This window comes from Halorhodospira halophila (assembly GCF_016653405.1).
GTDB classification, from domain to species: domain Bacteria; phylum Pseudomonadota; class Gammaproteobacteria; order Nitrococcales; family Halorhodospiraceae; genus Halorhodospira; species Halorhodospira halophila_A.
Genome location: NZ_NHSN01000043.1, coordinates 1 through 2,717, shown reverse-complemented (window position 1 = coordinate 2,717; position 2,717 = coordinate 1). Strand labels below are relative to the sequence as shown.

The following is a 2,717-nucleotide window of genomic DNA, read 5'->3' as shown; positions in this document are numbered from 1 at the left end:
TCGAGCAGCTCGAGGCCATTGACGGCATCGGCCCACAACGGCTTCGGGAGATCGCGGCGCATGCGCGGCTGAACGATTCCACAAAACCTGTGGAAAACCGTGTGGAGAAAGTCGGCTGAACCCGCCGGCCGAGGGCCTTCGAGGTCGATTGGCTAAAGTCTCGCCAGCGTCAAAGCGACCACACATCAGGGGCTTACACTTTCCCCTTCCATTACTCAGTGGGTTACGCCGGATCTTCCATTGCCTGTGCAGAATTGGACCGTACCAGTTCTGCGTCGCGTGAGATTGTCAACCGGTATCCGCCCATCGAAACCGCCACTGACCGACTCCATGAACCACGAAAACGCTTCCCCGCCACCCTTCGCGCCCGTGGCCGCAGGTTAGCCGGACGCGGCCGATGCACCGTCTGCTTTCACGTCATCGCCGTTCAGGTAAGTGGCCTCCGGTGCCGTGATCTGGAGCAGAACCCCGGCGATATCCTCCGGCTCGGCGATGCGTCCCATCGGGTGATCTTCGTCCGCCCCCTCCAGGGACCCACCGCGGAAGCGGCGGAGCAGTTCGGTTCGTGTCGCCCCAGGAGAGAGGCTGACCACCCGGACTCCGTGGCCAACCTCCGCGGCCGCGGCTGAGCGGGTCAGGCCGATGACGGCGTGTTTCGTCGCGGCATAGGCACCAGCGTGTGCCGACCCGGTGTGAGAAAGCATGGAACCCGTATTGACGATCACGCCATGCCCCTGCTCGCGCATGACCGGGATCTCGTAGCGCATCGCGTAATAGACCCCATCCACATTGGTGCGCATGACATCCCGATAGCCGTTCCCACCGGTCACGTCGATGGCGTCGAAATCGCCGAGCGGCCCCTCAATTCCCGCATTGTTGAAAGCAATATCCAGGCGTCCATAGGTCTCCACGCATGCGTCGACAAAGTCACGCATCTCATCGCGCTCACGCACATCGGCGCGCATGTAGGTCGCCTCGCCGCCGGCGTCCCGGATCGATGCGGCCACGGACTCGCCGAGATCCTCGCGACGACCGCAAAAGAAGACCTTGGCCCCCTCTCGGGCGTACGCGTGGGCAGCTGCCTCGCCGATTCCGGAGGTGGCACCCGTGATCAGCACGACGGCGCCCGCATACCGTCCTTCGCTCTCCCGCATGCCTTCGGGCCACCCTCCGAGCGCCGCACCGGCTGCGGCCATGCCGGCGAGCCCTGCGCTGGCGCCGGTCAGAAACCGACGGCGCCCTGGGCTGTCAGGGTCGTGGGCAAGCGCGCTGTCCGGCGATCCGGCCTCCGATGGCCGCGCTTCATGATTGGGTTGGCGCGATTCTGGAGGCGTGGGTCGCTTTAGCATGGAGAGGATCTCATCGCTGGCCGTGTCTACGCACTCAGCAAGTGCTGCGTCCGGTTCAGGCTGCCTGCATCAGAACCGGCCTCGTCAACCCCCTGGGCGGTGAGCACATTCTCGCCAACCGCCGCTCCACGAGACTCCATCGCGTCCCGCGCGGGGTCTCCACAGGCTTTTCCACAAGTTCTGTGGAAACAGCATCCGGGTTCGGAAGCCGTAGGCCTGGCACTTGAGGGTCTTGATATGGCTTGAGCCCCTCGATCGGTCCGCTGGGGTTACGCCGAACTAGCTATCCGCCTACGCCGCGCTGCGCAGCGGATCCCGCATGCGCGCGCTGACCAGCGAGGCCCCTCCGGCCACCGCAGCCGGCAGCACGAAGAAGTTCACCCCGGGGATGGTGTTGGCGACCGCTGCCGCGCCGCCGAACCCCAGCGTCCCTGTCCGGTGCCGGGCGATCAGCCGCCCCTGATCCCGAAAGCTGTAGCCGTGATTGGTGAGCGGCGGGTCGAGGTACTCGCGCGCCAGCATCCAGGCCCCGAAGATGAGCCAGGCGAACGGCGCCAGGGCGTTCACCCCCGGGATCAGGAAAAGCAGCAGCAGCGGCAGCGCTCGAAGCAGGAAGCAGACGAGCTTAGCCAACTCGGAGCCCACAGAGCCAGGAATATCGAGCACCACCGCGCGCACGGTCCGCAGCCGCCTGGGCGGAACCTCGCCGGTCAGATGATGCTCCACCGCTGCCGCCAGCGGCTTCATGAAAGGGGCGGCGATCAGATTGGCAACCATGCCCGCGGCGAAGAAGATAACCAGCAGCCCCGCCACGACGTAAAGCGGCCAGGCCAGCAGGGCGATCCAGTCCAACCAGCCTGGGAGCATGCCCTGCAAGTAACCCACCAACTCCGCCACGGCCGCAGCACCGAGGACCAGCGCGACGGCGAAGAGCACCGCGTTGATCGCCAACGGGATCACCACGAAGCGCTTGACCCCCGGCGCCAAGAGCAGTCGGAAGCCCCGCAGCAGGTGCCGGACGCCCTCCAGAGGGGCTACTAGTGCCGTACCAGCCACATCTGCCTGACCCCCTTCCTTGTCCCCGTCAGACACCGAACCTCCATCCAGCCCACGATGCGGTTTGTCGAGCCAATGGCTCAGCAGTCCGCAGGAGCTGCACACCAGACCGCTGATTCGCTCGTTTTGCCGGTTTTGTTCGCGTACATCCGCTGATCGGCCAGCGCGAGCAACCGCTCGGCATCGGTGCTGTCATCCGGGCAAAGGGAGGTCCCCAGACTGACCGAAAAGCGCACCACGTGCCCTTTGACGGATACGGGCATCTCGAGCACCTTCAGCACTCGCCCGCAGAGTTGCTCCAGGTCCGCCCGG

Annotated in this window: 3 protein-coding genes; all 3 read right to left on the bottom strand. The window is 65.5% G+C overall.

Annotated features, from left to right (window positions below; translation table 11 throughout):
* Nucleotides 1-380: 380 nt before the first annotated feature.
* The gene (locus tag CCR79_RS13250; RefSeq protein WP_201173970.1) at nucleotides 381-1,196 is read right to left on the bottom strand and encodes an SDR family NAD(P)-dependent oxidoreductase; all 816 of its coding nucleotides are present in this window, start codon (nucleotides 1,194-1,196) and stop codon (nucleotides 381-383) included.
* Between the two features lie 444 nt (nucleotides 1,197-1,640).
* Entirely contained in the window at nucleotides 1,641-2,441 is an 801-nt protein-coding gene (gene cysZ / locus CCR79_RS13245; RefSeq protein ID WP_201173968.1) for a sulfate transporter CysZ, read from the bottom strand.
* Between the two features lie 44 nt (nucleotides 2,442-2,485).
* A partial coding sequence (locus CCR79_RS13240; RefSeq protein ID WP_201173966.1) for a diguanylate cyclase domain-containing protein occupies nucleotides 2,486-2,717 on the bottom strand: 232 nt, incomplete at its 5' end.